Annotated in this window: 18 protein-coding genes; 12 read left to right on the top strand and 6 right to left on the bottom strand. The window is 70.1% G+C overall.

Features of this window, described 5'->3' with window-relative positions; all coding sequences use genetic code 11:
• Positions 1 to 48 precede the first annotated feature (48 nt).
• From GPA10_RS36410 to GPA10_RS36400, 3 genes are all read left to right on the top strand, one after another.
• Positions 49 to 543 (top strand): hypothetical protein, encoded by a 495-nt coding sequence (locus GPA10_RS36410; RefSeq protein WP_157169134.1) that lies wholly within the window; start codon positions 49 to 51, stop codon positions 541 to 543.
• A gap of 9 nt (positions 544 to 552) precedes the next feature.
• The gene (locus tag GPA10_RS36405) at positions 553 to 2,379 is read left to right on the top strand and encodes an alpha/beta hydrolase (RefSeq protein ID WP_157169133.1); all 1,827 of its coding nucleotides are present in this window, start codon (positions 553 to 555) and stop codon (positions 2,377 to 2,379) included.
• 82 nt (positions 2,380 to 2,461) lie between these two features.
• Positions 2,462 to 2,938, top strand: a complete 477-nt coding sequence (locus GPA10_RS36400) for a hypothetical protein (RefSeq protein WP_246260381.1) — start codon at positions 2,462 to 2,464, stop codon at positions 2,936 to 2,938.
• Between the two features lie 51 nt (positions 2,939 to 2,989).
• On the opposite strand, the gene GPA10_RS36395 is transcribed toward GPA10_RS36400, so the two are convergent.
• A complete protein-coding gene (locus GPA10_RS36395) occupies positions 2,990 to 4,381 on the bottom strand; it encodes a cation:dicarboxylate symporter family transporter (protein ID WP_343041719.1) in 1,392 nt (463 codons plus the stop codon).
• A 351-nt stretch (positions 4,382 to 4,732) separates the two neighbouring features.
• On the opposite strand from GPA10_RS36395, the gene GPA10_RS36390 reads away from it, so the two are divergent.
• The 6 genes from GPA10_RS36390 to GPA10_RS36365 all read left to right on the top strand — a co-directional run bounded on the left by GPA10_RS36390 (position 4,733) and on the right by GPA10_RS36365 (position 11,384).
• Complete coding sequence (locus tag GPA10_RS36390) at positions 4,733 to 6,421, top strand: sensor histidine kinase (protein WP_157169132.1); 1,689 nt, start codon at positions 4,733 to 4,735, stop codon at positions 6,419 to 6,421.
• The gene (locus GPA10_RS36385; protein WP_157169131.1) at positions 6,418 to 7,104 is read left to right on the top strand and encodes a response regulator; all 687 of its coding nucleotides are present in this window, start codon (positions 6,418 to 6,420) and stop codon (positions 7,102 to 7,104) included. Before GPA10_RS36390 ends, GPA10_RS36385 begins: the two co-directional genes overlap by 4 nt.
• A gap of 206 nt (positions 7,105 to 7,310) precedes the next feature.
• Positions 7,311 to 8,669, top strand: a complete 1,359-nt coding sequence (locus tag GPA10_RS36380) for an extracellular solute-binding protein (RefSeq protein WP_343041718.1) — start codon at positions 7,311 to 7,313, stop codon at positions 8,667 to 8,669.
• A 116-nt stretch (positions 8,670 to 8,785) separates the two neighbouring features.
• Positions 8,786 to 9,592, top strand: coding sequence for a carbohydrate ABC transporter permease (locus tag GPA10_RS36375; protein WP_157169160.1), 807 nt, complete (start codon positions 8,786 to 8,788; stop codon positions 9,590 to 9,592).
• An 87-nt stretch (positions 9,593 to 9,679) separates the two neighbouring features.
• A complete protein-coding gene (locus GPA10_RS36370) occupies positions 9,680 to 10,507 on the top strand; it encodes a carbohydrate ABC transporter permease (protein WP_157169130.1) in 828 nt (275 codons plus the stop codon).
• A 250-nt stretch (positions 10,508 to 10,757) separates the two neighbouring features.
• Positions 10,758 to 11,384: a helix-turn-helix domain-containing protein gene (locus GPA10_RS36365; protein ID WP_157169159.1), complete on the top strand. Its 627-nt coding sequence runs from the start codon at positions 10,758 to 10,760 to the stop codon at positions 11,382 to 11,384.
• A gap of 46 nt (positions 11,385 to 11,430) precedes the next feature.
• On the opposite strand, the gene GPA10_RS36360 is transcribed toward GPA10_RS36365, so the two are convergent.
• Entirely contained in the window at positions 11,431 to 12,456 is a 1,026-nt protein-coding gene (locus GPA10_RS36360; protein WP_058849514.1) for an ATP-dependent 6-phosphofructokinase, read from the bottom strand.
• A gap of 229 nt (positions 12,457 to 12,685) precedes the next feature.
• Between GPA10_RS36360 and pta the strand changes: the two genes are divergently transcribed.
• The 3 genes from pta to pyk all read left to right on the top strand — a co-directional run bounded on the left by pta (position 12,686) and on the right by pyk (position 17,582).
• Entirely contained in the window at positions 12,686 to 14,770 is a 2,085-nt protein-coding gene (pta, locus tag GPA10_RS36355; RefSeq protein WP_343041717.1) for a phosphate acetyltransferase, read from the top strand.
• A gap of 54 nt (positions 14,771 to 14,824) precedes the next feature.
• On the top strand, positions 14,825 to 16,039 hold the full coding sequence (locus GPA10_RS36350; protein ID WP_058849516.1) for an acetate kinase: 1,215 nt from the start codon (positions 14,825 to 14,827) through the stop codon (positions 16,037 to 16,039).
• Positions 16,040 to 16,151: 112 nt separating this feature from the next.
• Entirely contained in the window at positions 16,152 to 17,582 is a 1,431-nt protein-coding gene (gene pyk, locus GPA10_RS36345) for a pyruvate kinase (protein ID WP_157169129.1), read from the top strand.
• 107 nt (positions 17,583 to 17,689) lie between these two features.
• On the opposite strand, the gene GPA10_RS36340 is transcribed toward pyk, so the two are convergent.
• The 4 genes from GPA10_RS36340 to GPA10_RS36325 all read right to left on the bottom strand — a co-directional run bounded on the left by GPA10_RS36340 (position 17,690) and on the right by GPA10_RS36325 (position 22,314).
• A complete protein-coding gene (locus tag GPA10_RS36340) occupies positions 17,690 to 19,249 on the bottom strand; it encodes a hypothetical protein (RefSeq protein WP_157169128.1) in 1,560 nt (519 codons plus the stop codon).
• Positions 19,239 to 19,817, bottom strand: coding sequence for a DUF6114 domain-containing protein (locus tag GPA10_RS36335; RefSeq protein ID WP_157169127.1), 579 nt, complete (start codon positions 19,815 to 19,817; stop codon positions 19,239 to 19,241). Before GPA10_RS36335 ends, GPA10_RS36340 begins: the two co-directional genes overlap by 11 nt.
• Positions 19,818 to 20,052: 235 nt before the next feature.
• Positions 20,053 to 20,682 carry a DUF6230 family protein gene (locus tag GPA10_RS36330; protein ID WP_058849522.1) on the bottom strand — a complete coding sequence of 210 codons (630 nt, stop codon included), beginning with the start codon at positions 20,680 to 20,682 and terminating at the stop codon, positions 20,053 to 20,055.
• Positions 20,683 to 21,321: 639 nt separating this feature from the next.
• A complete protein-coding gene (locus tag GPA10_RS36325) occupies positions 21,322 to 22,314 on the bottom strand; it encodes a tetratricopeptide repeat protein (RefSeq protein ID WP_058849523.1) in 993 nt (330 codons plus the stop codon).
• Positions 22,315 to 22,494: the final 180 nt, after the last annotated feature.

Below are 22,494 nucleotides of genomic sequence, written 5' to 3'. Positions count from 1 at the left end.
ACACACACGGCGTCCGGACGCACCGGGCGCGGCACGGGGGAGGCACGCATGGCGTGGGAGGAGTGGGAGCAGCTCAAGGCCGCGGCGATCGCGCGGGAGTCCTCACGGATGCAACTGAACCAGGTGCCACCGGAACCCGGCGGCGACGGCGGCACCCTGGTGTCGAACAAGGCGGCCTGGTCCAGGGCCGGTCACGACGTCGGTTCCTTCCGCGAGCCCCTCGCGGGGGCCCTGCGGGCGCTCTCCGACGGCCAGGGCGGCCTCGGCGCGGACGCCGGCTGCCGGACCGGCGCCGCCCAGAAGGACGTGTACGACTCCTGGGAGCGCTACGTCGAGAGGCTGGGCAAGCGGTGCGGGAGACTGGCGGGCCTCCTGGAGAAGGCGGGCAGCGACCAGTACAGGACCGACGAGTCCATCATGACCGCGATCGGCAACCTGAAGGTCGCGTACGCCGACACTCCGGCGCTCGGCGGCGACGGCCCCGGACCCGGCGGCCAGGACCCCGGCGGTCAGGGCCCCGGCGGCCACGGCGAGGGACGGTAGCCGCACCCCATGGACCTCAAGACCCTCAAGGGCCTCAGGCCCGCCGAGTACGCGCAGGCCGCCGCCGGATACCGCCGCACCTCGGACCTCGCGGGCGCGGCCCACGACCGCGTGACCAGCCGGATCACCGTGGCCATGCGGACGTCCCTGAAGGGCGAGGCGGCGACGGCGGCCATCGGGCAACTCGTCGGGCTGGGCGAGAACTTCCACTACGTCCAGACCGAGTGCGGTCTCGTCGCCTCGGCCCTCGACGCGTTCTCGTACGAGATGGAGGCGGCGAAGAAGAAGCTCGACGCGGCGCTCGCGGACGCGCGGGCCGGGGGCCTCACCGTGCACGCCGACGGCTCGGTCGGCTACCCGCCGGGCGGTGAGAAGGACAAGGACGGCAAGGTCCCCGACGGCGGCACCGCCACCGGCCTGACGGACTCCACCGCCTCGGCCGTCGGCCGCCAGGCGGCCGGGTTCGACCCCAACCCCAAGGCCCGCCTCGCCCAGGACTGCGCGGACGCGATCGCCACGGCACTGAAGGAGGCCACGGAGGCCGACACCAAGTGGGCCCCGAAGCTGCTGGCCCTGAAGGCCGACGACGACCTGACGGTCAGCGACCGCGACTGGGCCGACGCATCCTCGGACACCGCGGGCGTACGGTCCGCGGGCAAGGAGTACCTCGACTCGCTCCCCCAGCCGCCCCCGAAGGGCGACCCCAAGGCCAACGCGGAGTGGTGGCGGTCCCTCGACGCCGACGAACGCGCCACCTGGACCGCCCTGCGCCCCGACACCGTCGGCAACCTGGACGGCCTCCCCTCCACCACCCGCGACGAGGCCAACCGGATGGTCCTGGCGCAGGCCCGGGGTTCCGCGCAGGTCGCGTACGAGACCTGGCTCGGGAAGCACCCCGAGCCCCCTCGGTACACGGAATTCACCAATCCGCAGACCGGGGAGGTGAACAGGCGTGTGCAGAATCCGGACTGGTGGAAGTGGGAGAAGGAGCGCAGGGCCGCACACAAGTCCATTGACGGGATGGATGCCATCCAGCGCCGTTTCGACGCGTCGGGAGCGAAAGGTGTTCCTCAGGCGTACCTGCTGGGCTTCAGCACCGAGGGGGACGGCCGCGCGATTGTCGCCAACGGGAATCCGGACACCGCCGATCACCAGGCGGTCTATGTGCCGGGCACAAAGGCTTCGCTCGGGAACATCGAGGGAGACATCGGACGCGGGGTCAAGATTTGGAACGCGGCCGACGCCAAATCCGGCGGGGAATCCGTCTCCACCGTCACCTGGCTCGGGTACGACGCCCCCGACACCGTCTTCAAGGACGCCACCTTCAAGCACTATGCGTACGACGGTGCGCCGGCGTTCAACCGGTTCTTGGACGGCCTTGAGACATCTCATACCGGCGACACGGCACCGCACCGCACGGTGATCGGCCATTCGTACGGTTCGACCCTGATCGGCGCGTCGGCCCAGACGGGGGACCTCAACTCCGACGACGTCGTCTTCGCGGGCAGCCCGGGTGTCAGGGTGTCGCATGCCGACCAGATGGATGTGCCCAAGGGGCATGTGTGGAACGAGGAAGCCAAGAACGACTTCGTCCCCGAGGGCGGCCGCCTTCTCCTCGGCGGGCGCGAGAGCGTCTGGGAGGAACCCCAGATTCCCAGCGACGCGGATTTCGGCGCCAACCAGATGACCACGGACACCGAGGGTCACAGCGGCTACTGGGATGAACGCTCCAGAAGCCTGCAGAACCAGGCCCTGGTGGTGGTCGGCAGGGAGGACGACGTGAAGTTGGTGGAGCGTCCTCCCGGACCTCCCGAAGAGCTGATGCGGGCAAAGTAGGAGAAAACCTGACGTGAAGATCCGAACGCGTACGGCAGTGTTCGCCGTACCCCTTGCACTCGCGACTCTGGCAGGATGCGGAATGGGTGACGACAAAGACAGCGGATCCGACGGTGTTCCGTTCGCCGGCACGAGCACCTCACGCGACGCTTCCGATGCGATGAAGAAGACATCCAGCGGAATCTACGAACTGATCGGCGTGAAGGGAAAGGCCTCGGAGAACTTCCCGGGAGTCACGGAGTGTGCGGGCAAGGACAGCAAGACGCACTTCCGCATCTACCATCCCTGGAGCTTCGTTCCCGCCTCGGCCGGTGATCTCGACGAAGCGATGGAGCGCCTCAAGAAAGAGCTGCCGGAACACGGGTGGAAGATCGTCGAATACGGGCCCGACACCAGCAAGAACAGGAACATCAACCTGACTGCCGACAACGACAAGAAAAAGGTCAGCGTAAACATCATCGCCATGGCGAAGGGCAAGCAGCCCATGCTGAGCCTCGACCTCGTCTCCGGCTGCTACCAGGTCCCCGACGGCGAAGAGGTCGACCTCTACCCCTCATGACGCCGACGCCCCGGCCCAGTACCGAGGGGCCGGGGCGATCGGGGCCGGGGGCTACACCTTGGCCGGGGTCTTCTCCAGCGGGACCGCGTCCGCCGACGCGGGCGCGGACCCGTGCTCGTCCAGCAGCGTCCGCTCGTCGAACGGAAGCCCCCCGTCGAGGACCAGAGCGACCCGCTCTCGATCCACCTCCTTCGTCCACGTCCCGATCAGCAGCGTCGCCACCGCGTTCCCCGCGAAGTTCGTGAGCGCCCGCGCCTCGCTCATGAAGCGGTCGACGCCGATGATCAGGCCGACGCCGTCGACGAGGCCGGGCTTGTGGGACTGGAGGCCGCTGGCGAGGACCGCGATGCCGGATCCTGAGACGCCCGCCGCACCCTTGGAGGCGATCATCATGAAGAGGAGCAGCGAGATCTGCTCGCCGATGCCGAGCGGCTGGTCCATCGCGTCGGCGATGAACAGCGACGCCATCGTCAGATAGATCATCGTGCCGTCGAGGTTGAAGGAGTACCCGGTCGGCACGGTGATGCCGACGACCGGACGGCTCACGCCGAGGTGCTCCATCTTCGCGATGAGCCGCGGCAGGGCCGACTCGGAGGAGGAGGTGGAGAGGATGAGCAGGAACTCGCGGCCCAGATACCTGAGCAGCTTGAAGAGGTTCACGCCAGTGGCCAGGCGCAGCAGGGTACCGAGGACGAGCACGATGAACAGGGCGCAGGTCACATAGAAGCCGATCATGATGGTGGCCAGGGCCCTGAGCGCGTCCGTGCCGGTCTCGCCGATGACGGCGGCCATCGCGCCGAACGCACCGACGGGCGCGGCCCACATGATCATGCCGAGGATGCGGAACACCAGCTTCTGGATGTGCTGCACACCGCGGAGCACCGGCTCGCCCGTCCTGCCCATGGCCTGGAGGGCGAAGCCGACGAGGAGCGCGACGAGGAGGGTCTGGAGGACCTCGCCCTCGGTGAAGGCGGAGACCATCGTCTTCGGGATCATGCCGAGCGCGAAGTCCACGAGACCCTCGTCGGCGCTGTCGGCGGCGGTGTGGCCCGCCTTCTTGTCCGTCGGGCTCAGGTCCATGCCGTCGCCGGGGTGCAGGATGTTGCCGACGATCAGGCCGATCGCCAGGGCGACGACGGACATCGCCATGAAGTAGGCGAGCGCGAGCCCGCCGACCTTGCCGACCTTGGCGGCCTGCCGCACCGAGCCGACGCCGAGAACGATCGTGCAGAAGATGATCGGCGAGATCATCATCTTGATCAGGTTCACGAAGCCGGTGCCGAGGGGCTTGAGCTCCTTGGCGAAGTCCGGGGCGATGAAGCCGACGGCGATGCCGAGCAGTACGGCGCCGATGACGGCGATGTACAGATAGTGGGTCCGGTCCCGCTTCGCGGGCGGCGTGCCCGTACCGGCGGCGTCGGCCGCCGTCTGTCCCTGTGCCACGGGGTGCCTCCTTGGGCTGCGCGTACGGCTGTGTACGGCTGTGGACGTCTGGCTGTGTACGTCTGCGGATGTCCTCGCTGGCCGTGCGGCTCACGTGCTGGCGATGTCCTGGAATGCGCCGGCGGAGTCCTGGTGGGTGTACCGGTGGGTGCACCGGCGGCCTGCCGGTCGCTGCACCGGCGGCCTGCCGGTCGCTGCACCGGCGGGTTGCCGGTCGCTGCACCTGCTGGCGTGCGCTCGGACGGGTCCCCGGACGTGACGGCGATTCCGGGTGACTATCTCCCGGCCTGTGACGGCGGTCACCGTTGCGTTCATTTAGTTCGCACACGGACGTCACGGCAGACTGGCACCATGCCCCAGGCCCCCCGACCGCCCCGCAGACCCCGTGGCCCCCGCAGCCTCGCCGGTCAGCTCTTCGCGATGCAGGTGGTCCTGGTGGCGGTCGTGGTCGCGGGCTGTGCCCTGTTCACCTACCTCAGCGACCGGCACCAGGCCGAGGAGGCCGCGCGCCGCCAGGCCACGGCGGCGGCCCGCGCGGTCGCCGACGCGCCCTCGGTGCGTGCGGCGGTCCGCGCCGACGACCCCTCGCGCCAACTCCAGCCGTACGCGTCGGACGTGCGGCGGCACACCGGCGTCGCCTTTGTCACGATCATGGACGTGCGCGGCATCCGCTGGACCCACCCCGACCCGGACCGCATCGGTGAGCGCTTCCTCGGCCACACCGCCGAGGCCCTGCGCGGGGCGACCTTCACGGAGACCTACACCGGCACCCTCGGCGCGTCCGTGCGCGTGGTCACGCCGATCCGGAACGGCGGCGCCGCCGGGGCCGGGGACGACGGCCGCATCGTCGGCCTGGTCAGCGCGGGCATCACCATCGAGACGATCAGCGAGAACGCGCGCGGTCAGCTGCTCGCGCTGCTCGGCGTCGCGGTCGGCGCGCTCGGCATCGGCGCCGTCGGCACCTACGTGATCAACGCGCGGCTCCGCCGCTCCACCCACGGCATGAACGCCACCGAGCTGAGCCGCATGCACGACTACCACGAGGCCGCGCTGCACGCCGTGCGCGAGGGGCTGCTCATGCTCGACGGGCGGCGGCGCGTCGCCCTCATCAACGACGGCGCCCGCGAACTGCTCGGCGCGCCCGAGGGCGTCGTCGGCCGGTACGTCACCGACCTCGGCCTGCCCGCGCCGCTCACCGGCGCCCTCCTCGACACCCGGCCGCGCATGGACGAGGTGCATCTGTCGGCCGACCGGGTCCTGGTCGTCAACACCTCGCCCGTGTCCGGCGGTGACCGCGAGGGCACCGTCGTGACCCTGCGCGACCACACCGAACTCCAGGCGTTGGCGGGCGAGTTGAACTCCGAGCGCGGGTTCACGCGGGCGCTGCGCTCGCAGGCCCACGAGGCCGCGAACCGGCTGCACACCGTGGTGTCCCTGATCGAGCTGGGCCGCGCCGACGAGGCGGTGGAGTTCGCCACCGCCGAGCTGGAGCTGGCCCAGGCCCTCACCGACCAGGTCGTCGCCGCCGTCAGTGAACCCGTCCTCGCCGCCCTGCTCCTCGGCAAGGCCGCCCAGGCCAACGAGCGCGGTGTGGAGCTGGTGGTCTCCGCCGGCACCGGCGTCGACGACGGCATGCTCCCGCCGGGCCTGCCCCCGCGGGACCTCGTCACGATCCTCGGCAACCTCGTCGACAACGCGGTGGACGCGGCGCAGGGCTCCCCCGCGGCCCGGGTGACGGTCACGGTCCGCGCCACCCCGGACGGCCTCCTCCTGCGCGTCACCGACACCGGCCCCGGCGTGCACCCCGACCGGCGCGAGTCGGTCTTCGAGCACGGCTGGAGCACCAAGGCCGCATCGGGCCGGGGCCTCGGCCTGGCCCTGGTCCACCAGGCGGTGACGCGACACGGCGGCACCCTGACCCTGACAGCACCCGGGGAGGGCGGAGCCGAGTTCACGGCGACGCTGCCCAGGACGACCGCCGCGGCGGACGCCACCGCCACCGCCGCGGCCCCACGTACAGAAGACGGGTCCGACAGATGACCAAGCCCACCATCAGAGTCCTGGTCGTCGAGGACGACCCCGTCGCGGCGGACGCCCATGTCCTCTACGTCAACCGGGTCCCCGGGTTCGAGACCACCGCCACGGCCCACACCGCCGCCGAGGCCCGCCGCGCCCTCGACCGCGCCCCCGTCGATCTGATCCTCCTGGACCTGAACCTCCCGGACGGCCACGGCCTGGCCCTCGCCCGCACCCTGCGCGCGGCGGGCCACCGCGCGGACGTCATCGCCGTGACGTCGGCGCGCGACCTGGCGGTGGTCCGCGAGGGCGTCTCCCTCGGCGTCGTGCAGTACGTCCTGAAACCCTTCACGTTCGCGACGCTCCGCGACCGCCTCACCCGCTACGCCGAGTTCCGCGCCGCCGCGGGCGAGGCGACCGGGCAGGACGAGGTCGACCGCGCCCTGGCGACCCTGCGCGCCCCCGCGCCCGCCGCGCTGCCCAAGGGCCTCAGCGGCCCCACCCTGGAGCGGGTGACCCGCACGCTCCAGGACGCGGCGCCCGACGGCCTCACCGCGGCGGCGACCGCGGACACCACGGGCCTGTCCCGCATCACCGCGCGCCGCTATCTGGAGCACCTGGTGACCACCGGGCGCGCCGCCCGCAGCCCGCAGTACGGCCATGTGGGCCGCCCGGAGCTGATCTACCGCTGGCTCGCCGGGGCCTGAGCGCGGGCCTCCAAACCCGTACGCAATAACAACGTTGTCACGTTACTGACAAGCACGGACACGCATCGCCACCCGCCCGGCCCAAGCCCGTTGCAAGGGCATTGACCTTGCTCCGAGCGCACGCTTACGTTCACCGGCAGCAGCCCCGCGCGGCAGCGCCCCGCGCCGCGGCGCAGCTCGCGTCGGACCGTAGGAGGTCGAGCCCCGTGCGCCCCACCGCCCCCGTACCTCTGCTCCTGACAGCCGCTCTCGCCGCCACGGCCCTGACCGCGTGCGGCGGCGGCTCCGGTGACGACCCGGACACCGTGAAGGTCTCGTACAAGCAGTCCATGGACAACAAGATCCGCGTCATGGACGACCACCTGGAGTCGATGAAGAAGCAGTTCGAGGACGCCAACCCGGGCAAGAAGGTGAAACTGGTGCCGATCAAGGCGCCGGACGCGGAGTACTACACGAAGGTACAGCAGATGCTGCGCTCCCCGAAGACCGCCCCGGACCTCGTCTACGAGGACACCTTCCTCATCAACTCCGACATCACCAGCGGGTATCTGAAGCCGCTCGACCCCTATTTGCAGAAGTGGAAGGAGTGGCCGCAGTTCGTCGACACGGCCAAGGCGGCGGCGAAGGCCGAGGACGGCAAGACGTACGGCGTGCCGGACGGCACCGACACGCGCGGCCTGTGGTTCAGCAAGGACATCTTCGAGAAGGCGGGCCTGCCCGCGGACTGGCAGCCGAAGAACTGGGACGACATCCTCGACGCGGCCCGCACCATCAAGAAGAAGGTCCCCGGCGTCGTCCCGCTGAACGTGTACACCGGCAAGCCCGGCGGTGAGACCTCCTCCATGCAGGGCCTGGAGATGCTCCTGTACGGCACCGGCGAGGACCCCCTCTACGACCCGAAGGCCAAGAAGTGGGTGGTGGGCAGCCAGGGGTTCAAGGACTCCCTGAAGTTCGTGGAGACGGTGTACGAGGAGAAACTCGGCCCGGACGTCGAGGACGCCCTCGACCCGAACATGGCGACGCGGGTGCGCGGCGAGTTCCTGCCCGAGGGCAAGCTCGGCATCAACCTCGACGGTTCCTGGCTGCCGCAGGACTGGCTGGAGGGCTCCGGGCACGAGTGGCCCGAGTGGCCGAAGGAGCTGGGGCTCGCGGCGATGCCCACCCAGCACGGCCAGGCGCCCGGCAAGGTGAGCATGTCCGGCGGCTGGACGTGGGCGATCCCCGCCAAGGCGGGCAACCCCGATCTGGCGTTCAAGTTCGTCGAGACGATGCAGACCAAGGAGAACGCCAAGAAGTGGTACATCGCGAACTCCGGGATCTCCGTCCGCAAGGACGTCGCCGAGGACCCGGAGTACGCGCGGGCGCAGCCCGGCACCGAGTTCTTCACCGACCTGGTCGCCTCGACGCACTACCGGCCCGCGTACCCCGCGTACCCGAAGGTGTCCACGGCGATGCAGGAGGCGATGGAGCTGGTGACGACGGGTGACGGCTCGGTGGACAAGGCGGCGTCCGGCTACGACGACGAGGTGAGGTCCGCGACGGACGGCAAGGTGACCGAGAAGTGAGGGAGCCCCCGGGGCAGGGGCACCGCCGCGACGTCACGAAGTCCCCGGGGGCAAGCCCCGGGCGCCGCACCCGTGCCCTGGCCCGGGCCCTGCCCGTGTCCCCCGCGGTCGTCCTGATGCTCCTCTTCCTCGCGGGGCCGATCGCCTACTGCGCGTACATCGCCTTCACCGACCTCCAGCTGACAGGCCAGGCGCACGAGTCCTTCGTCGGCTTCGACAACTTCCGCGCGGCCTTCCGCGACGAGGACTTCCTGAACGCGGTCTGGCTGACGCTGGTGTTCACGTTCCTGTCGTCGATCGTCGGGCAGAACACGCTGGGCCTCGCCCTCGCGAGCCTGATGCAGCGGGCGTCCAAGCCGGTCCGCACGGTCACCGGTGCCGTCGTGATCACGGCGTGGGTGCTGCCGGAGGTGGTGGCGGGCTTCCTGCTCTACGCCTTCTTCCGCCGCGACGGCACCCTGAACGCGATCCTGGACTTCCTGCACCTGCCGTCCCAGAACTGGCTCTTCACGCTGCCGATCCTCGCGGTGTCGTTCGCGAACATGTGGCGCGGCACCGCCTTCTCGATGCTGGTGTACTCCGCGGCCCTGAACGACATCCCCAAGGAGATCACCGAGGCCGCCGAGGTGGACGGCGCGGGCGGCTGGCGCAGGCTGTGGCACATCACGCTCCCGATGATCCGCCGCTCCATCGGCACCAACCTGATGCTGAACACCCTTCAGACGCTCTCCGTCTTCGGCCTGATCTGGGTGATGACACGCGGCGGCCCGGGGAACCGCAGCCAGACCCTCCCCTTGTTCATGTACGAACAGGCCTTCCAGAAGAGCATGATCGGCTACGGCACGGCGGTGGCCCTGCTGCTGCTCCTCGTGGGGTCCCTGTTCTCGCTCGTCTACATGCGTCTGCTGCGTACGGAGGTCTGAGTGTCACGGCGTACGGAAAGCCGGATGTCGCCGCGTACAAGGAGCCAGGGAACAAGGAGCCAGGGAACGCGGCCTACGAGGAACCGGATGTCGCAGCGCGTGCGAAGTCGCAGGCTGGCCGCGGACATCGGGCTCCTGGCGGTCGCGGCGGCGTTCGCGGTGCCGCTCGCGTGGGTGCTCCTGTCGGCCGTCGACCCCAGGGCCGACGTGGGCATGAAGACCCCGGACGGCATCACGTTCGACAACTTCGACGCGGTCCTGACCGACGAGATCACGTACACGCCGATGCTGAACAGCCTGCTCCTGTGCGGCGGCGGCACGCTTCTGACGGTGGTCAGCGCCGCCCTCGCCGCCTATCCCCTCTCCCGCTACACCTCGCGCCTCAACCGCCCCTTCATGCTCACCATCCTGTTCGCGACGAGCCTGCCCATCACGGCGATCATGGTGCCGGTGTACGCGCTGTTCGTCCGGGTCGACCTCATCGACACCATGCAGGGCACGATCTTCTTCTTCGCCGCGTCGCAACTCCCGTTCGCCATCTGGCTGATGAAGAACTTCATGGACGGCGTGCCGAAGGAGCTGGAGGAGGCCGCCTGGACGGACGGCGCGTCGCCCCTCCAGTCCCTGCTGCGCATCGTCCTGCCCCTGATGGGGCCGGGGGTGGCCGTGGTGACCGTCTTCTCCTTCGTGATGATGTGGGGCAACTTCTTCGTCCCGTTCATGCTGCTCCTCTCCCCCGACCAGATGCCGGCGGCCGTCAGCATCAACGACTTCTTCGGCAGCAAGGGCGCCATCGTCTACGGACAGCTCGCGGCGTTCTCGCTCATCTACTCGACGCCGGTGATCCTGCTGTACGTACTGATCGCGCGGCGGCTCGGCGGCGGCTTCGCGCTGGGCGGGGCGGTGAAGGGCTGAGGGGCGCGGCGCCCGGCCGGGGGCGCGGTGGAGGGCTTTCGGCGCGGTGAGAGGCTTCGGGGCGCGGTGAAGGGCTCGGGGGCGTGCGGTGGGGCGCCTCGGTGGATGTGGCTTCCTACGAGCGCAAGCCTCGTGCGAACACACCGTAGTCGCACCGTCGCCACACCCATACCGTGTGCCCGTGCGACCGAGCCAGCCCACACCCCCCTTCAACTTCCCCGCTGCGCGCCGCCTCCGTGAAGCACTGGGGATGGCGCCGGGCCACGTCGCCTACGGCATGCGGGCGAGCTACGGCCTCTCCCATGTCACTCCCGACACGATCGTGTCGTGGGAGCGGGGCCTCAGCACGCCGGACGCGGCCGAGCTCGCCGCGCTCGCGGCGACGCTGTGGTGCTCACCCGGTGAGCTGATGGGCGCCCCCACGACCCTGCGCGAGCACCGTCTCGCGCGCGGCCTCGCCCCGGAGGACGTGGCGCGCGGCGCGGGCGTGGAGCTCCAGGCGTATCTGCGGATGGAGGAGACGGACCGGTGGCGCGGCACCGACCGCCAGTCGGCGGCCCTCGCGCGCACGCTCGGCCTCTCCCTGCGCGACTCCGTCACGGTGACGGGCCGCGCCGACGAGCTTGCGGAGCTGCTGCGCAGCGCGGTACAGAGCCGCTGGCAGGGCCAGGTGCGCCCGGTGAGCAAGCTGCTCGCCCTGGACAAGCGCGCCGTCGAGGGCCCGCTGCGGCACCTGCACGAGGAGTACCAGACCCGGATGGTGCGCACCCTGAGCTGGGGCGTGGGTGCGGGCGCGGACGCCTCGGGCCACGCGGGCCGGGACTTCCTGGACCACGTCCTGGACCACTTCTGGCCATTGCTGCCGGGTGCGGCCTAGAAGGTGCCGGGCCTATGAGGGTGCCGGGCCTGGAAGGGTGCCGGGCCTAGAAGACCGACTCCGCCTCGTCCATACGGTCCTTGGGGACCGTCTTGAGCTCGGTGGTCGCCTCGGCGAGCGGGACCATGACGATGTCCGTGCCCCGCAGCGCGGTCATGTTGCCGAAGTCCCCGCGGTGCGCGGCCTCCACGGCGTGCCAGCCGAAGCGGGTGGCGAGCACCCGGTCGTACGCCGTCGGCGTGCCCCCGCGCTGGACGTGGCCGAGGATGACCGGCTTGGCCTCCTTGCCGAGGCGGCTCTCCAGCTCGTACGCGAGGGCCGTGCCGATGCCCTGGAAGCGCTCGTGGCCGAACTGGTCGATGGCGCCCTTGCCGTAGTTCATGGTGCCGTCGGCGGGGTGGGCGCCCTCGGCGACGCAGATGACGGCGAACTTCTTGCCGCGTGCGAACCGCTCCTCGACCAGCTTGACCAGGTCGGCCGGGTCGAAGGGGCGCTCGGGCAGGCAGATGCCGTGGGCGCCGCCCGCCATGCCGGACTCCAGGGCGATCCAGCCCGCGTGCCGCCCCATGACCTCGACGACCATGACGCGCTGGTGGGACTCGGCGGTGGTCTTCAGGCGGTCCATCGCCTCGGTGGCGACGCCGACGGCGGTGTCGAAACCGAAGGTGCGGTCGGTGGAGGAGATGTCGTTGTCGATGGTCTTCGGCACGCCCACGACCGGCACGCCCGCGTCCGACAGCATCCGCGCCGCGGTGAGCGTGCCCTCGCCGCCGATCGGGATGAGCGCGTCGAAGCCGCTCCGCTCGATCAGCTCCTTGGCGTTGTCGCAGGCGGCGCGGAAGCGGGCGCGCTCCAGGCGGGAGGAGCCGAGGATCGTTCCGCCACGGGCCAGGATGCCGCTGACCGCGTTCAGGTCGAGGGCGCGGTAGCGCCCGTCGAGGAGGCCCGCGTATCCGTCCTCAAAGCCGATGACCTCGTCACCGTGGTGCGTCACGGCGCGGTGCACGACCGACCGGATCACTGCGTTGAGACCCGGGCAGTCGCCGCCCGCGGTGAGAATTCCGATACGCATCGCGCTGTGTCTCCTGCTCGCTGCTGATACTTGTGAGCCGATCCGATTGTTCCACGGCCCCGACAGGGCCGCCGCCTCTTGTCCGGCGGGCGGCTTATCCAGCTGCGGAGGTATTGTCAAGAGGACGCGGCCAACAATATCGGGTGTTTTTCCGGCGCCGCCGGGACAGACGAAACAGCCAGGGCAGCCGAGCAGGCATGTGGGACCAGCGAAGAAACGGAGAGCACGCGTGACGCGCAGCGTGTACGTGACCGGGATCGACCGGGGCGACGGCCGGCAGGTCGTCGAGCTGGGAGTCATGGAGCTCCTGACCCGCCAGGTGGACCGCGTGGGTGTCTTCCGCCCCCTGGTGCACGACGGGCCCGACCGCCTCTTCGAGCTGCTGCGCGCCAGGTACCGGCTCTCGCAGGACCCGGCGACCGTGTACGGCATGGACTACCACGAGGCGTCCGCGCTCCAGGCCGAGCAGGGCACCGACGAGCTGGTCTCCCGGCTCGTCGACCGCTTCCACGCCCTCGCGCGCGCGTACGACGTGGTCCTGGTGCTCGGCACCGACTTCGCCGCCACCCAGCTCCCCGACGAGCTGTCGCTGAACGCGCGGCTCGCGAACGAGTTCGGTGCCTCGGTCCTGCCCGTGGTCGGCGGCAAGAACCAGACCGCGGAGTCGGTGCGCGCCGAGACCCGCAACGCCTTTCGCGCGTACGAGTCCCTCGGCTGCGACGTCCTCGCCCTGGTGACCAACCGGGTGGCGCCCGCCGACCGCGACGGCATCGAGGAGAGCCTGGCGGCGAGCCTGCCCGTGCCCTGCTACGTGCTGCCGGACGAGCCCGCCCTGGCGGCGCCGACCGTCGCCCAGATCACCCACGCCCTCGGCGGCAAGGTGCTCCTCGGCGACGACTCGGGGCTGGCCCGTGACGCCCTGGACTTCGTCTTCGGCGGCGCCATGCTGCCGAACTTCCTGAACGCCCTGACCCCCGGCTGCATGGTCGTCACCCCCGGGGACCGCGCCGACCTGGTGGTGGGGGCCCTCGCCGCGCACAGCGCGGGGACGCCGCCCATAGCGGGCGTGCTGCTGACCCTGAACGAGCAGCCGGGCCCGGAGATCCTGCGCCTCGCCGACCGGCTCGCGCCCGGCACGCCGGTCGTCGCGGTCACGGGCGGGTCCTTCCCGACGGCGGCCGAGCTGTTCGCCCTGGAGGGCAAGCTGAACGCGGCGACGCCCCGCAAGGCGGAGACCGCGCTCGGCCTCTTCGAGCGGTACACCGACACCACGGACCTGCTCGGGCGCCTCTCGGTCCTCGCCAGCGACCGCCTGACGCCGATGATGTTCGAGCACAAGCTCCTGGAGCGGGCCCGCGCCGACCGCCGCCGCGTCGTGCTGCCCGAGGGCACCGAGGAGCGCGTGCTGCGCGCCGCCGACGTGCTGCTGCGCCGCGGCGTGTGCGACCTGACGCTGCTCGGGCCGGTGGAGACCATCCGCAAGAAGGCCGCCGACCTCGGCATCGACCTCCAGGACTCGCAGGTCACCGACCCCGCGACATCCGAGCTGCGGCAGGACTTCGCCGAGGAGTACGCGCGCCTGCGCGCCCACAAGGGCGTGACGGTGGAGCTCGCGTACGACGTGGTGGCGGACGTGAACTACTTCGGCACGCTGATGGTGCAGGGCGGCCTCGCCGACGGCATGGTGTCCGGCTCCGTGCACTCCACCGCCGCCACCATCCGCCCGGCCTTCGAGATCATCAAGACCAAGCCGGACGCGTCGATCGTGTCGTCCGTCTTCTTCATGTGCCTCGCCGACAAGGTCCTGGTGTACGGCGACTGCGCGGTCAACCCGGACCCGGACGCCGAGCAGCTCGCGGACATCGCCGTGCAGTCGGCGGCCACGGCCGAACAGTTCGGCGTGGAGCCGCGGATCGCGATGCTGTCGTACTCGACCGGCACCTCGGGGTCGGGCGCGGACGTCGACAAGGTCCGCGAGGCCACCGAGCGGGTGCGGGCCGGGCGCCCCGACCTGAAGATCGAGGGCCCGATCCAGTACGACGCGGCCGTCGAGCCGTCCGTCGCGGCCACCAAGCTGCCGGGCTCCGACGTCGCGGGCCAGGCCAGCGTGCTGATCTTCCCGGACCTGAACACCGGCAACAACACCTACAAGGCCGTGCAGCGCTCGGCGGGCGCGATCGCCGTCGGCCCGGTCCTCCAGGGGCTGCGCAAGCCCGTGAACGACCTGTCCCGCGGGGCACTCGTCCAAGACATCGTGAACACGGTGGCCATCACGGCGATCCAGTCCCAGGCCCCGGCGGCCCTTCCCTCGTAGCGTCCCTCGTGGGGCATCCGCGCCCCCGCTCCTCCCACAGAAAGCAACTCCTTCGTGACCGCGACCCGTGTACTCGTCCTCAACTCCGGCTCCTCGTCGGTCAAGTACCAGCTGCTCGACATGGCGGACGGCACCCGGCTCGCCGCGGGCCTGGTCGAGCGCATCGGCGAGGAGACCTCCCGGCTGCGGCACGAGCCGCTGGCCGCCGGCGGCGACAGCAGGGAGCGCACCGGGCGGATCGCCGACCACGAGGCGGCGCTGCGGGCGGTGTCCGACGAACTGTCCGCCGACGGGCTCGGCCTTGACTCGCCGGAGCTCGCGGCGATCGGGCACCGGGTGGTGCACGGCGGCCTGAAGTTCACCGAGCCCACGGTGATCGACGACGCCGTGCTCGCGGAGATCGAACGTCTGGTGCCGGTGGCCCCGCTGCACAACCCGGCCAACATCACCGGCATCCGCACCGCGCGGGCGCTGCGCCCCGACCTGCCGCAGGTCGCCGTGTTCGACACCGCGTTCCACACGACGATGCCGGAGTCCGCGGCGCGCTACGCCATCGACGTGGAGACGGCCGACCGGCACCGGGTGCGGCGCTACGGCTTCCACGGCACCTCGCACGCGTACGTGTCGCGCGCGACCGCGAAGCTGCTCGGCAAGGCACCCGAGGACGTCAACGTCATCGTCCTGCACCTGGGCAACGGGGCGTCGGCCTCGGCGGTGCGCGGCGGGCGCTGCGTGGACACCTCGATGGGTCTGACCCCGCTGGAGGGCCTGGTCATGGGCACGCGCTCGGGCGACGCGGACCCGGCGGTGATCTTCCATCTGACGCGGGTGGGCGGCATGTCCATCGACGAGATCGACGTCCTGCTCAACAAGAAGAGCGGCCTGGTGGGCCTGTGCGGCGACAACGACATGCGGGAGATCCGCCGCCGTATCGACGCGGGCGACGAGCAGGCCGCCCTCGCCTTCGACATCTACATCCACCGCTTGAAGAAGTACATCGGCGCCTATTACGCGGTGCTCGGCCGGGTGGACGCCGTCGTGTTCACGGCGGGGGTCGGCGAGAACGCGGCACCGGTGCGCGAGGCTGCCGTCGCGGGCCTGGAGGAGCTGGGCCTCGCGGTGGACGGCGAGCTCAATTCCGTACGTTCCGACGAGGCACGGCTGATCTCGCCGGAGTACGCGCGGGTCGCCGTCGCCGTGGTGCCGACGGACGAGGAGCTGGAGATCGCCGACCAGACCTACGCACTGGTCGGCAAGGAGAATTCCTGACCGGCGGCCGGCCGCATTCTGCCCGACGGCACGGCTGAGCACCCACCCGCCCATTTGTAGATTCCACCAGACGGAATATTCCGAAGCGAAACAAACCGATAGGATCGCCCCCATGCGCCGTTCCAAAATCGTCTGCACGCTGGGCCCCGCCGTCGACACCGAAGAGCAGCTCGTCTCGCTGATCGAGGCCGGCATGAACGTGGCCCGCTTCAACTTCAGCCACGGCACGCACGCCGAGCACCAGGGCCGGTACGACCGGGTCCGTGCCGCGGCCGAGCGGACGGGCCGAGCGATCGGCGTCCTCGCCGACCTGCAAGGCCCCAAGATCCGCCTGGAGACCTTCGCCGAGGGACCCGTCGAGCTGGTGCGCGGTGACGAGTTCGTCATCACCACCGAGGACGTGCCCGGCGACAAGTCGATCTGCGGCACCACCTACAAGGGCCTGCCGGGCGACGTGACCAAGGGCGACCCGGTCCTGATCAACGACGGCAACGTCGAGCTGAAGGTGACGGGCGTCGAGGGCCCGCGCGTGAAGACGATCGTCATCGAGGGCGGCGTCATCTCGGACCACAAGGGCATCAACCTGCCCGGCGCGGCCGTGAACGTCCCCGCCCTGTCCGAGAAGGACATCGAGGACCTGCGGTTCGCGCTGAAGATGGGCTGCGACCTGGTGGCCCTCTCCTTCGTGCGGGACGCGAACGACGTCAAGGACGTCCACAAGATCATGGACGAGGAGGGCCGCCGGGTCCCCGTCATCGCCAAGGTGGAGAAGCCGCAGGCGGTGGCGAACATGGAGGCCGTCGTCGCGGCCTTCGACGGCGTGATGGTCGCCCGCGGCGACCTGGCGGTCGAGTACCCCCTCGAAAAGGTCCCGATGGTGCAGAAGCGCCTCGTGGAGATGTGCCGCCGCAACGCCAAGCCGGTGATCGTCGCGACCCAGATGATGGAGTCGATGATCACCAACTCCCGCCCCACGCGCGCCGAGGCGTCCGACGTCGCCAACGCGATCCTGGACGGCGCGGACGCGGTGATGCTGTCGGCCGAGTCCAGCGTGGGCGCGTACCCGATCGAGACCGTCAAGACGATGTCGAAGATCGTCCAGGCGGCCGAGCAGGAGCTGCTCTCCAAGGGCCTCCAGCCGCTGGTCCCCGGCAAGAAGCCGCGCACGCAGGGCGGTTCGGTGGCCCGTGCCGCCGCCGAGATCGCCGACTTCCTGGACGGCAAGGCCCTGGTCGCCTTCACCAAGTCCGGCGACACGGCCCGCCGCCTCTCCCGCTACCGCGCGGCCCAGCCGATCCTCGCCTTCACCACGGACGCCAGCACCCGCAACCAGCTCGCCCTGAGCTGGGGCGTGGAGACCTACGTCGTCCCGCACGTCGACAACACCGACGCCATGGTCGAACTCGTCGACGCCGAGGTCCTCAAGCTCCAGCGCTACAACGAGGGCGACACCATGATCATCACCGCCGGCTCGCCCCCCGGGATCCCGGGGACGACGAACATGGTCCGGGTACACCACCTGGGCGGCGGCGAACGCGACTGACACGCTCCCGCAACGCACCGAGGGCGCCCCCTGGAAATTCAGGGGGCGCCCTCGGCGTTCCGCGGCTCCCGGAGCGGTGTGCGGGCCGGTCGGCGACCGGCTCGGGGTCAGTCGGTGATCGACTGGTGCAGGCCGGGGATGGTGAGGTCGCCGCCGAACTGGCCCGCCTGCTGGACCTTCACGTTCGTGAAGTAGATCAGCGGCAGGTTCAGCGGTGGCGGGTGCTCGGGGTCGAAGGTGATCGGGATCAGGCCGAAGAGGTTGCCGGAGATCCGCTCGGTGTACATCGTCGTGTCGCCGTTGCGGATCGTGGACATGGAACCCTTGGCGGCCTCGACGTGGTACTTCTTGCCGCCGGGACCTTCGACGATCTGGTGCAGGTCGCCGATGTCCGTGCCGCCGCTGATGATGTACTTCAGCGCCTGCTTCGTCCGGCCGTCGGGCATCTTCAGGTTCACGACGCCCTTGTAGTCCGCGCCCTTCAGGAGCAGCGAACTGGCCTCCAGGTGCCAGGGCTGGTTCGGGATCGGCGCGGGTGCCTGCTCGTCGTCCCCGTCGACCTTCTTCTCCACCACGCACGGGAACGGCTTCTTGCCGTCCTCGTCCGGCGCCATGGGGTCCTGATCCTTGGCGTCATCGGAGTCCTCGGAGTCGGGATCGGCCTCGTCCTTGGCCTTCTCCGCGGCCTTCTCGGCCCTCTCGGCCTTCTCGGCGGCTTCCTCCGCCTTGTCGAGGGCCTTGTCCTTGGTGCCCTTGGTGTCCTTGGTGTCCCCGGTGTCCTCCAGGCCGTCCTTCACCTTGCCGAGGGTGTCCTCGACGGGCTTGGTGACCTTGCCCTTAGAACTCTCGGAGTTCTCGGAGTTCTCGGAGTTCTTGGAGCCCTCGGAGTTCTTGGAGTTCTCGGAGTCGCTGGCGTCCTCGCCGGAGTCGTCGTCGGACTTCGACGCCCCGGAGCGGGCCGACTCCGACTCCTTCTCGGACTTCTCCTTCGGGGTGAGGATGTCCTTGATGGCATCGCCCACGCCCAGCGGGTCCAGCGGGTTCCTGGTCTCGGCGGGGGCCGGGGCCTTGGACGAGCCGTCGTCCGTGTCGTGCGACGAGTCCCGGTCCGAGTCCTTATCGGAGCCCTCGCCGGAGCCGCCGGACGGCTTCGAGCCGGACTTGCCGCCGCCCTCGGAGCCCTCGGAGTCCCCTGAGCCCTCCGAGCCGTTCGAGTCCTCCGAGCCCTTCGAGCCCTTCGAACCCTCGGAGTCCTTGGAGTCCTCGGAACCCGGGGACTCCTTGGCCTCCTCGGCCCTCTTCTTCGCCTCGTCCGCCTTCTTCCGCGCGGCCTCCGCCTTCTCCTCGGCCTTCTTCGCGGCCTTGACCTTGGCGTCCTTCTCCGCCTTCTCGGCCTCTTCGGTGGCCTTGGACTGCTCGTCGGGGGCGGACACGCACGGGCCGTCCCGGAAGGGGTTCTTGGGGACGCCCGGCTTGGCCTGCGCGAGCTGCGGCGTCAGGCCCATGCCCATGAGGACGGCGGTCGGCATCGCCGCGATCGCGATGGCCTTGCCCGCCGGCATCTGCAGCCGGGTCAGCAGCGGCTTCTTCGGGGCCGCGTGGCGCGGCCCCGTTCTCGCGCGGGACGTGGCCGCATCAGTCCCGCGGTGCACCTCGTCAGCCGGCACGGTGCCTCCCGTTCGTCCCGTTGTCCGGGCTCGATCCTGACAAGTCATCGGTCGCACCACCCGCCGCCGGTACGGTCCCGCTCGCGGCCCCCGCGGCCGCGGGCGCGGGGGCCCCGTCGTTGAGGTCTCCGGTGTCCGGAGCCTTCGCGCGTCGCTTCGACCGCTTCTCGAGCCTCGTCGGCATCCAGGAGACACCGAGCGCACCGCCGATGAGGGCGAGCAGGAAACCCATGACGAAGCCGCCGAAGTTGGACACCACGAGGGAGACCAGGGCGAGCAGAATCGCCGCGATGCCCGCGAAGACACGGGACTGCGGCTGGAACCACATGGTCAGGCCGAGCACGACCAACAGCACACCGATGATCAGCGATCCGGCGCCGGCGGTGGTCGCCATCCGGATGGTCATCGTGCCCAGTGTGAGGTTCGCGTACGGGAAGTACATGATCGGGACGCCGCCGAGCAGTGTCAGCAGGCCTCCCCAGAACGGGCGCTGACCGCGCCACCCTCGGAACGATCGGCGCATCCGGCCAAGCCTGTTGCCAAGGCCCACTTGCGCTTCGGCGCTCATGTCGTACAGCTCCTCGGGTATGGCGTTTGGATCTGTGTATGCGGATTCGGGCACGGGGACGACTGGTTCACGATGTACGGATGTGGTGTACGAGGTAAAGGCGCCCCCGCGCCCGGCCGTTCGGCACAACAAGTGCGGCTTAGGACAGCAATGGCCTCTGACACGGCCTCAACGACGGTCTCGATCAGGACGAAGCGGATGAGATCGAATCGGTGTGACCGAGGCCGCTACTGCCTCAGTAGCACTCGTGCTTGCCCTTCTTGACCGACATGTGCAGGCCGGACAGCTTGAAGGTGCCCGCGCTGGTCGCCCAGGCGCGCTGCTTGACGTCGGTGAAGCGCACCTTGTCGGCCTGCTGGGCGAACGAGTCGGGGACATACTGCTTGCCCGGCTGGTCCTGCGGGTTGGTACCGGGACCCTTCGTCGTCCGGTCGACCGAGACACCGATGTCGACGTTGGTGAACGTCGCATTGGCCTTCAGGTCGTCGGCGTCGATGAAGAGCTTCTTCGCGTAGACGCGGGGTGCGCCCTTGCCACCGGCCGTCAGCTTCATCGACACGTCGCCGAAGACGGGGACCGGCACGACGACGGACTGGCAGAGGTTGCGGATCCTCGCCTCTTCCATGCCGACGACGGCGACCGGGTGCTTGCCCGACTTGCCGACGTCCATCGCCCCGTACTGGACGAATCCTTCGCCGTCGAGCGACTTGGCGGTCACCTTGAACTGCTGACCGGACACACTGAACGATGCCGCGAGCGCACCCTGAGCGAGGGCCACGCCTATCGCGGCAGTCGCCGCGACGCTCGGCACCATGACCACGGCGAACCGCTTCCATCTGGTTCCGCCACGAGCCACGGACTCCATGACTTTTCCTCCTTCTCGGACGTACATCTCCGGCCCTTGCTGCTCCCGTCAGGGCGGCTCAGCAGGGCAGGGATGGGAGAAGTGCTACGTCCTCGGTAAGGAGAGCGCCCGTGCGGTAAGACGCACCGTGCGCCTCGATCACCGGCGATCACCCCCGAGCGACAACCACTGGTCGCGCCTGACGCATCACGCACAACCTTGCTGGACAGGCCCTGCCGGGAGTGGCAGAGACCCCCCTGTCCCAGACCGGCGGCGGTGCCACCGGTCTGCTCGGTGGGGACCCAGAACTTCCGTCTCCCGACTGGCTGTCGGGCTGCGGGCAATGGACCGAGCGTGGCCGATCGTGGTGCATTCTCGGCGCCCGCACAAGGGGGTTCGTTACTCGCTGGTAACGGGCGGATAACCGCCCGACGACCGCCCGGCATCGATCAGCAACAGACGGTGGCTTCAACAGTTGGACAAGATCGGGCGATTGGCGAACAGAGTCGGACAGATCGACGCCCTACTCTTACTCCAAGTAACAGCGGCCGCGTTTACCAAGTTTTGGTAAAACGCGGCCACTGTGGTGTCGCTTGGGCAAGCTGTTCACTCACACATCAGGGGCATGGGCGCCGGACCGGCGCGACCCCACAAAAAGCCTCAGAAAAGCACCCGGGCGAGCGCCGTGCGCGCCGTGGCCACGCGCGGGTCGTCCGCGCCCACCACCTCGAAGAGTTCGAGCAGCCGCAGCCGGGCGGCGTCCCGGTCGTCGCCCGCGGTGCGCCGGACGGTGTCGACCAGGCGCCCGAAGGCGTCCTCGACATGGCCGCCGACCAGATCCAGGTCCGCCGCGGCGATCTGGGCCCGTACGTCGCCGGGCTTCTCGGCGGCGTCCTTGCGGACGGCGGCCGGGTCCAGGTCCTGCACCCGCTGGAGCAGTTCGGCCTGGGAGAGGCCGAGCTTGGCCTCGGTGTTGCCGGGGTCGTCGCTCAGCACGTTCTTGTACGCCTGGACCGCGCCGGCCAGGTCACCCGCGTCGAGCGCCTGGACGGCGGCTTCGAGCAGGGCGTCGTAGGGACCGGCCGGGGCGGCGGCCTCGGCTGCGGAGCCCTCGCCCGGGGCGTCGGTGGCGTTCGGGTCGACGGTGAGGCCGGTGAGGCCGAAGCGCTCCTCGCCGACCTGGATGAGCTGGTCGAGGGTGCCGCGGATCTGCGCCTCGGGGGCCGCGCCCTGGAAGAGCGGCAGGGCCTGGCCCGCCACCACCGCGAAGACCGCCGGGATGCCCTGCACCCCGAACTGCTGCATCAGCATCTGGTTCGCGTCGACATCGATCTTCGCGAGGACGAAGCGGCCGTTGTACTCCCGCGTCAGTCGCTCCAGGAGCGGGCTGAGCTGCTTGCAGGGCTCGCACCACTCGGCCCAGAAGTCGATGACGACGGGCACTTCGGTGGAGCGTTGCAGGACATCCCGCTCGAATCCCGCCTCGTCGACGTCGATGACGAGGCTCGCGGGCGACACTCCGGCGCCGGCGGCGCCGCCGCCCTGCCTGGCCGCTTCGGCGCGGGCCTGTTCCGCCTTCGCCTTCGCCTCCTGGGCCGCCTTCACCGCGGCGAGGTCGACGACTCCGCTCATGGACATGTTCCGTGGCTGCATGAGTACATCCTCCCCCAAGCCGCGCGGGAACCGTGCCCGTCTGCACCCCTCGCCGGATTGCGGGGCTGCCGGACGGATCCGGTCCACTTCTGTCTGTGTGCTTTGCCTGTGCGCTTCCGGGCCCGAGGGGACCGTCCGCGTGCTGGTGCGGGGTCCCCACCCCGCACCGGGACTGCCGTG

This window comes from Streptomyces typhae (assembly GCF_009755605.1).
GTDB classification, from domain to species: domain Bacteria; phylum Actinomycetota; class Actinomycetes; order Streptomycetales; family Streptomycetaceae; genus Streptomyces; species Streptomyces typhae.
Note: the sequence above shows the minus strand (reverse complement) of the source record. Positions and strands in the feature narration are given on the sequence as shown.